The sequence below is a fragment of the Aurantimonas marina genome (assembly GCF_017183135.1).
GTDB lineage: Bacteria > Pseudomonadota > Alphaproteobacteria > Rhizobiales > Rhizobiaceae > Aurantimonas > Aurantimonas marina.
The window spans coordinates 37,780-43,935 of sequence record NZ_JADDXW010000022.1 but is presented as its reverse complement, the minus strand read 5'-3'; the positions used below and the strand labels follow the sequence as shown (position 1 = coordinate 43,935).

At 67.4% G+C, this 6,156-nt stretch carries 7 protein-coding genes and 1 tRNA gene; 6 read left to right on the top strand and 2 right to left on the bottom strand.

The annotated features are described in order from the left end of the window. Positions 1-140 precede the first annotated feature (140 nt). Positions 141-359: a hypothetical protein gene (locus ING15_RS17895; RefSeq protein WP_206456209.1), complete on the top strand. Its 219-nt coding sequence runs from the start codon at positions 141-143 to the stop codon at positions 357-359. Between the two features lie 29 nt (positions 360-388). Here the strand turns inward: ING15_RS17895 and ING15_RS17890 are convergent. Then, positions 389-473, bottom strand: a tRNA-Leu gene (locus ING15_RS17890). 211 nt (positions 474-684) lie between these two features. On the opposite strand from ING15_RS17890, the gene ING15_RS17885 reads away from it, so the two are divergent. Further along, complete coding sequence (locus tag ING15_RS17885) at positions 685-1,689, top strand: complex I NDUFA9 subunit family protein (RefSeq protein ID WP_206456208.1); 1,005 nt, start codon at positions 685-687, stop codon at positions 1,687-1,689. 53 nt (positions 1,690-1,742) lie between these two features. Here the strand turns inward: ING15_RS17885 and ING15_RS17880 are convergent, their stop codons facing one another. Then, a complete protein-coding gene (locus ING15_RS17880) occupies positions 1,743-2,549 on the bottom strand; it encodes an undecaprenyl-diphosphate phosphatase (RefSeq protein ID WP_206456207.1) in 807 nt (268 codons plus the stop codon). 350 nt (positions 2,550-2,899) lie between these two features. Between ING15_RS17880 and ING15_RS17875 the strand changes: the two genes are divergently transcribed. Genes ING15_RS17875 through ING15_RS17860 form a run of 4 tightly spaced genes read left to right on the top strand, consistent with a single transcriptional unit; the run spans position 2,900 to position 6,136 of the window. Then, a complete protein-coding gene (locus ING15_RS17875; protein ID WP_206456206.1) occupies positions 2,900-3,592 on the top strand; it encodes a glutathione S-transferase family protein in 693 nt (230 codons plus the stop codon). Between the two features lie 48 nt (positions 3,593-3,640). After that, complete coding sequence (gene queG / locus ING15_RS17870; RefSeq protein WP_206456205.1) at positions 3,641-4,825, top strand: tRNA epoxyqueuosine(34) reductase QueG; 1,185 nt, start codon at positions 3,641-3,643, stop codon at positions 4,823-4,825. Continuing rightward, a complete protein-coding gene (locus tag ING15_RS19615; RefSeq protein ID WP_232845856.1) occupies positions 4,779-5,156 on the top strand; it encodes a hypothetical protein in 378 nt (125 codons plus the stop codon). The genes queG and ING15_RS19615 overlap by 47 nt, the downstream gene beginning before the upstream one ends. 23 nt (positions 5,157-5,179) lie before the next feature. Beyond that, the gene (locus tag ING15_RS17860; RefSeq protein WP_206456214.1) at positions 5,180-6,136 is read left to right on the top strand and encodes an SDR family oxidoreductase; all 957 of its coding nucleotides are present in this window, start codon (positions 5,180-5,182) and stop codon (positions 6,134-6,136) included. Positions 6,137-6,156 lie beyond the last annotated feature (20 nt).

Genomic DNA, 6,156 nt, shown 5'->3' with positions numbered 1-6,156 from the left:
CTTTTTTCATCCGAACCAGGCGATGACGGACGCTCGTCGGCATCCGCGGTCACGAGGTGGGGCGAGCCCGCGCCGCTATTCCATTTCCAAGATCGAAGGCGCAGGATGGCGCCTCATCGAAGGCCGGGAGGCGAGCAATCATGCAGTGCATCATCTGTGATGGACCGGCGGAGCGGGGCGAGGTCGAGGCAGCGCATGTCGCCGTCGTGCAGTGCCCGCGATGTGGCGAGTTCGAAATTTCCGACGCGGCGCGTAAAGTGCTCGCGAACTGGGAACCCTACGCCCGCCTCCAGGCCCTGCGATACGCCCAGACGAATGCCCTGCCGGGGCGCCGGCCGAGTCTTCATGGGATCGCTTAGGCGGGGAGCCTGATTCTCGAATAGGGAAATGGTGCCCAGGAAAGGACTCGAACCTTCACGCCTTGCGACACACCGACCTGAACGGTGCGCGTCTACCAATTCCGCCACCTGGGCACGGCGCGGACAATTAGAAGCTGGACCCGCCGCTGTCAACGCGGATTTTTTCGCGCCGCGATCGGCGCTGCCCGGCGCGGACGACCACGGGAAAGCGACGGTGCTTTGGCGCCTTCACCTTGGCGGGCGAACCGGCTATGAGGCAAGGCGAAGCCGATTGCGCGCGGGCTACCGGCCGGCGACACGGCGCGAAGCAAGGAGCGCGGGAACGATGGCGGTCGACACGGGCAAGACGGTGGTGGTCTTCGGCGGTTCGGGGTTCCTCGGCCGCTATGTGACGCGGGCGCTGGCCCGCCGCGGTCACCGCATCCGCGTCGCCTGCCGGCGGCCGGATCTGGCCTATCACCTGCAGACCAACGGCAATATGGGCCAGATCATGCCGGTCCAGGCGAATCTGCGCTATCGCTGGTCGGTCGACCGGGCGGTGGCTGGCGCCGACCATGTGATCAATCTTGTCGGCATTCTCGCCGAAAGCGGCCGTCAGAATTTCGAGGCGGTGCAGTCTTTCGGGGCGCGGGCGGTCGCCGAGGCGGCGCGTGGCGTCGGTGCGCGAATGACCCAGATATCGGCAATCGGGGCGGACGCGTCCTCCGGCTCCGCCTATGCCCGCACCAAGGCGGCCGGCGAGCAGGCGGTGCTCGAGACGATCCCGGGCGCCTTTATCATCCGGCCTTCGATCGTGTTCGGGGCGGAAGACCAGTTCTTCAACCGCTTCGCCCAGATGGCGCGGTTTTCGCCGGTCCTGCCGCTGATCGGCGGCGGCCACACCCGTTTCCAGCCGGTCTATGTCGGCGACGTCGCCGAGGCGATCGCCGATACGGTGGACGGTAAGGCGGCGGGCGGCCGCGTTTACGAACTCGGCGGGCCGGAAATTCTCACCTTCCGGGAAATGATGGAGGAGATGCTCGGTGTGATCGGCCGCAAGCGGCGCTTCGTGACGATCCCGTTCGGCGCCGCGGCTTCGATGGCGAGGGCCATGCGATTTCTGCCCGGTGCGCCGCTGACCGAGGACCAGGTCCGCCAGTTGCGGCACGACAATGTGGTCTCCGAGCAGGCCATCGCTGAAGGCCGCGACCTCGCCGCCTTTGGGCTGAAGGGGCATACGATCGACGCGATCCTGCCGACCTATCTCGTCCGGTTTCGCCCCGAGGGCCAGTTCACCACGCCGCAGCCGCAGGCCGGTGGCCTGACGCCCGACGATAGCGAGTTCGTCTGAGCCGGATCGCGCAAGGCCGGGACGCCAGCCGGCGTCCAAGCCCTGGTTCGGCGCTAGCCGATCGCCACGATCGCCACGATACCGGCCAGACCCACCGCGATGCGCCACCAGGCGAACGGCGCGAAACCATGCCGCGACACGAAGTCGAGCAGGCCGCGGACGACGACCAGCGCCGACAGGAACGCCATGACGAAGCCGATGGCGATCAGGCCGAAATCGTCGAGCGACAAGAGATCGCCGTTCTTGATCAAATCGTAGGTGAAGGCACCGACCATGGTCGGCATGGCCAGGAAGAACGAGAATTCGGCCGCCGATCGCTTGTCGGTGCCCATCAATAGCGCGCCGGCGATGGTGGCGCCCGAGCGCGACGTGCCGGGGATCAGCGCCAGGGTCTGGAACAGGCCGATCTTCAGGCACAGCGAAAGCGGATAGTCCATCACGTCGTGATAGCGCACCTTGAGCGGCATCCGGTCGACGACGAGGAGCAGGATGCCGCCGACGACGAGCGCCACGCAGATGACGATCGGCGTCTCGAACAGCACGGTCTTGATGAAATCATGCGCCAGCACGCCCGCAAAGGCTGCCGGCAGGAAGGCCAGCACGATTCCGGCGACGAAGCGCCGGCTTCTCGGGCTCGACGGCAGCGTGATGAAGAGCTGCCACAGCCGGGCGAAATAGACGGCGAGGATCGCCAGGATCGCGCCGAGCTGGATCAGCACCTCGAAGCTCCGGGCAGTGGACTGGAAGCCGAGGAAATGGCCGAGCAAGAGGATATGCCCGGTCGAGGAGACCGGGATGAACTCCGTCAGACCCTCGGTAATGCCGAGAATGACCGCGTCGATGATGGCCCCGATTTCCATAAAGCGTCGTCCTTGAGGAATCTCTGATCTAGGCGGGAAGGCTGATGCGAAGCTTTCCATGCAGGTCCGGGTGAGGGATGCGCACGGGCATGGAAGCGCGGCGCGGGACATGACCCGCAGCGCTTTGACCCCCTTCGGCTGCGGATTGCAACATCTTGCAAGCCGCACGGATGCTGCTATGTGGCGCGCAAGCACCGACGAAAGGCTGTTCAGGGTTCGTTGACGCGGGCCTGCGACAATCCTGGTTCACGCGAGCGCCCGATCGGCCGGGCGCGTGTTTCGACATCATCACGGCCCGGCGCCGCCGGCCGTGTCCGGCGACCCCACGCAAGAGCTCCCGACCCGTTTCCATGCTGAAGCTTCACCATCATCCGATGTCCGCCGCCTCGCGCTTCGTGCGGCTGGCGCTCGGCGAATACGGCGAGCGGGCCGAACTCCTGCAGGAGCGGACCTGGGAAAAGCGGCCGGAATTCCTCGCCCTCAATCCGGCTGCGACGCTGCCGGTGATGATCGAGGACAACGGCCCGCCCATCGTCGGCGCGACGGTGGTGGGCGAATATCTCGACGAGACCCGCGGCGTCTTCCAGCGCGACCGGCGGCTGTTGCCGGAAAAGCCGATCGAGCGGGCCGAGGCACGCCGGCTGACCGAATGGTTCCTGTCCAAGCTCGACGGCGAGGTCACGCGCTATCTGGTGCGCGAACGGGTCTTCAAGCTGGAAATGTCGCCGCAGGAGGGCGGCGGCGCGCCCGACGCCTCGGCGATCCGCGCCGCGCGGGCCAATCTCAAGCATCATCTGCGCTATCTCGGCTGGCTGGCCGAAAGCCGCGACTGGCTGGCCGGGCCGAAGCTGTCCTATGCCGATCTGGCGGCGGCCGCCGCCCTGTCGATCCTCGACTATCTGGGAGAGGTCCCCTGGGAGGACGAGCCGGCAGCCAAGGACTGGTACATGCGGGTGAAATCCCGGCCGTCCTTCCGCCCGCTGCTCAGCGAGCGGGTGCGCGGCCTGCCGCCGGTGCATCATTACGGCGAACTGGATTTCTGAGCGACGCGGCGGTTCCCGCCTGCCGCAGGCTTCGGCTATAAGTGAAGCATGGTCGCCGAACCCGCCAATCTGCCCGACCGCCTGAAATCCTTCATCCGGGAGGACGCGCGCCGTCTCGGCTTTGACGCCGTCGGCATCGCGCCGGGCACCGGCGACGTTGCGGCCGGTCCGCGGCTCGACGACTTCCTCGCCAAGGGCCGTCACGGCACCATGGACTGGATGCCGGAGACGGCGGCGCGGCGCCGCTCGGCCAAGGCGCTGTGGCCCGAAGTGCGCTCGATTGTCGTTCTGGGCCTGAGCTATGCGCCGGACGAGTACCCGCTGGCGATCCTGTCGCGGCCCGATCGCGGCGGGATTTCGGTTTATGCCCGCCACCGCGACTATCACGAACTGATCAAGGGTCGGCTGAAGGAGCTGGCCTCACGGCTGATCGCCAGGGCCGGTGGCGCCGCCAGCGGCCACGACGCCAAGGTCTTCGTCGACACCGCGCCGGTGATGGAAAAGCCGCTCGGCGAGATCGCCGGACTCGGCTGGCAGGGCAAGCACACCAATCTGGTCAGCCGGGAACATGGCTCCTGGCTGTTCCTCGGCTCGATCTTCACCACGCTCGAGCTTCCCGCCGACGCGCCGGGCCGGGACCTTTGCGGTTCTTGCCGCGCCTGCCAGGACATCTGCCCCACCGACGCCTTCCCCGCGCCCTATCAGCTCGATGCGCGGCGCTGCATCTCCTATCTGACCATTGAAACCAGGGCGGTGATCCCGCGCGAGTTCCGTGCCGCAATGGGCAACCGCATCTATGGCTGCGACGACTGCCTTGCCGTCTGTCCCTGGAACAAGTTCGCGGCGAGCGCCCGCGAGGCCAAGCTGATCGCGCGCGACGAATTGCGCGCGCCGCGCCTTGCGGAACTGCTCGCCCTCGACGATCCTGGCTTCCGGGCGCTGTTTTCCGGTTCGCCGGTGAAGCGGATCGGTCGCGACAAGTTCGTTTCCAACTGCCTGATCGCGGCCGGAAATTCCGGTGATCCGACTCTGGCTCCCTTGGTGCGGGGACTTCTGCGGGACCCAGCGCCGCTGGTTCGGGCGATGGCGATCTGGGCGCTGGACCGCCTGGATCGCGCCGACGCCTTGCGTGAACGCGTCGGCGCGCTCGATAGCGAAGGCAATCCGAACGTCAGGAGCGAATGGCATGCGCTGGGGCAGGAACACGAGGCAGTCGGCCGAGACGGTGCGTGATGCCGCCGTTACGGCCGGCGAAACCGCGGTCAAGGCTGGCAGAATGAGCGTCGAGCAGGCCCGGCACTCGCTGCAATGGGCCGGCGACAGCCTGCCCGACGCGCTGCGCCGCCGCCAGGCGATCGGCGCTGGGGCGGTCGGGGCGCTGGCGATCGGCGCGCTCGCCGTCGGAGCGATCGCGGTCGGCGCCTTCGCGATCGGCCGGCTGTCGATCGGTCGGGCAAAGGTCGGGTCCGCCGATATCGGCCGTCTCAGGATCGGTCGGCTCGAGGTCGACGAGATCGTTCCGGCTGGCCGGCATTATCCGCGTGTCAAAGGTCGAGCGGCATGACGGACATATCCGATCCATCTCGGATGCGGCTCTTCGTTTTCGGTCACGGCTATTCGGCTTCGCGCTTCGTCGAGAGTTTCGAGCCGGCGATTTTCAACAGGAAGACGGTCACCGGCGTTACCGTCCGCTCCAGGGACAAGGCGGCAAGCTTGGCCGCGCATGGCCTGAAGCCCTTCGTCTTCGATGGCGAGCATCCGGCGGACGGCATCGCCTCGACGCTCTATCGCGCCACGCACCTCCTGGTCTCGATCCCGCCCGGCCATGCCGCCCCGGCCGGCGCTTCCGTCGGCGGCGCCAACGCCCGGGCCGGCGACCCGGTGCTGCGCTGGTATGCCGACGAGATCGCCCATGGCAGCCCGAATCTGCGATGGATCGGCTATCTGTCGACGGTCGGCGTCTATGGCGACCATGACGGCGCCTGGGTCGATGAGGAGAGCGAAACGCGGCCGGTCTCCGAGCGCTCCACGGCGCGGGTCGCGGCGGAGGATGCCTGGCGCAAGGTCGCGGAAACGCGCGGCGTGCCGCTGACGATCCTCAGGCTTTCCGGCATTTACGGGCCGGGCCGCAACGGTTTCGTCAATCTGGCCAGGGGGACGGCCAAGCGGCTGGTGAAGCCCGGCCAGGTGTTCAACCGCATCCATGTCGACGATATCGCCGGGGCGTTGGCGCTGCTTGCCGGCCAGCGCCTCGGCGGTGTGTTCAACGTCAGCGACGACGAGCCGGCGCCACCACAGGACGTCGTCGCCCACGCCGCCGAACTCGCAGGCGTCGCGCCGCCGCCGGAAACCGGGTTCGACGAGGCCGAGTTGTCGCCGATGGCGCGCAGTTTCTACGGCGAGAACAAGCGGGTTTCCAACGCCAAGATCAAGGCGGCGGGCTACGCTTTCCGCTATCCGACCTATCGCGAGGGCCTGGCGGGGTTGGTTGGGGATTACGGGTCGGCACAGCAAGGGGAAGACCCGCGCCTGCGCCCGGTTTGATCCGCGTCAAGGCGGCCGTC

What these genes read in the sequence shown, in the direction of transcription:
- ING15_RS17875 (WP_206456206.1), top strand. Translation starts at nt 2,900, where the DNA reads ATGCTGAAGCTTCACCATCATCCGATGTCCGCCGCCTCGCGCTTCGTG.
- ING15_RS17885 (WP_206456208.1), top strand. Translation starts at nt 685, where the DNA reads ATGGCGGTCGACACGGGCAAGACGGTGGTGGTCTTCGGCGGTTCGGGG.
- queG (WP_206456205.1), top strand. Translation starts at nt 3,641, where the DNA reads ATGGTCGCCGAACCCGCCAATCTGCCCGACCGCCTGAAATCCTTCATC.
- ING15_RS17895 (WP_206456209.1), top strand. Translation starts at nt 141, where the DNA reads ATGCAGTGCATCATCTGTGATGGACCGGCGGAGCGGGGCGAGGTCGAG.
- ING15_RS17880 (WP_206456207.1), bottom strand. Translation starts at nt 2,549, where the DNA reads ATGGAAATCGGGGCCATCATCGACGCGGTCATTCTCGGCATTACCGAG.
- ING15_RS17860 (WP_206456214.1), top strand. Translation starts at nt 5,180, where the DNA reads ATGCGGCTCTTCGTTTTCGGTCACGGCTATTCGGCTTCGCGCTTCGTC.
- ING15_RS19615 (WP_232845856.1), top strand. Translation starts at nt 4,779, where the DNA reads ATGCGCTGGGGCAGGAACACGAGGCAGTCGGCCGAGACGGTGCGTGAT.